Source organism: Xenorhabdus sp. SGI246 (assembly GCF_040838225.1).
GTDB classification, from domain to species: Bacteria; Pseudomonadota; Gammaproteobacteria; order Enterobacterales; family Enterobacteriaceae; genus Xenorhabdus; species Xenorhabdus indica.
Genome location: NZ_JBFPEZ010000162.1, coordinates 1 through 1,191 on the forward strand (window position 1 = coordinate 1; position 1,191 = coordinate 1,191).

Annotated in this window: 1 protein-coding gene; it reads left to right on the forward strand. The window is 58.4% G+C overall.

All coding sequences use genetic code 11. From position 1 onward, the window contains the following. On the forward strand, positions 1 to 1,191 hold a 1,191-nt coding region (locus ABLA85_RS18945; protein WP_367965851.1), incomplete at both ends, for a condensation domain-containing protein.

A 1,191-nucleotide genomic window follows, 5' to 3' on the forward strand; every position in this document is an offset into this window, starting at 1 on the left:
GGCTCAACTGGACAGCGCCGCGCAGGCCGCCTATCACATCGCCGGCGGCTTAGAACTGCACGGCGCTTTAAATCTGGCCGCCCTGCAAGCCGCACTCGATCGCATCGTCGCCCGTCATGAAATTCTGCGCACCACGATCAGCGTTATCGACGGGGAAGCGCGCCAGATTATCAGTGAGGCGGGCCGGGGCTTTGCCCTGAGATACCACGATCTCAGCCCGCTATCCCCGGCAGCGCAGCAAATGGCCCTGGAAGCGGCAACACAGGCGGAAGCCCGGCAGGATTTTGATTTTGCGCAAGGGCCGTTAGCCCGCGCCCAATTGCTGAAACTCGCGGATCAACACCATATTCTGCTGGTAACCCAGCACCATATTATCTCTGACGGCTGGTCGCTGACGGTCCTGACGAAAGAGTTCTCAGCCCTTTATCAGGCCTTCTGCCAACAACAGCCCGATCCGCTGCCACCGCTGCCCATCCAGTACGCTGACTACGCCCTGTGGCAGCGCCAATGGTTGCAGGGAGACAGGCTGGACCAGCAGGTGAATTACTGGCGCAATACACTACAGGACGCGCCGGTTTTGCTGGAACTCCCTGCCGACCGTGTCCGTCCGCCGGAGCAAAGCTATCGGGGAGATCTGGTACGCTTTACCCTGCCCCCGGCACTCAGTACCGGTTTACACGCCCTGAGCCAGCGTCACGGCACCACCCTGTTTATGACCCTGCTGGCCGGCTGGGCGGTTTTACTGTCACGGCTCAGCGGACAACCCGATGTGGTTATCGGCACACCGGTCGCCAACCGCCAGTACCGTGAGTTAGAGCCGCTGATGGGGTTCTTCGCCAATACACTGGCTTTAAGGGTCCGGCTGGAAGATAACCCTGCCATCCGGCAGTTATTAGCCCGTGTTAAAGCCCATGCGCTGGACGCTTACGCCCATCAGGATTTACCTTTTGAGCAGTTAGTGGAGGCATTACAACCGCCACGCAGCCTGAGTCACAGCCCGGTATTTCAGGTGATGCTGGATCTGGACAATACCGCCAAGCAACAGCATTTTGATCTGCCGGCATTGACGCTCAGTGAACTGCCGTTAGACAGAAAAACCACCCAGTTTGATTTGTCACTGTCACTCAGTGATACCGAAAACGGGTTAACCGGTGAACTGGAATACGCCAGTGATCTGTTTGACCCGGCCAC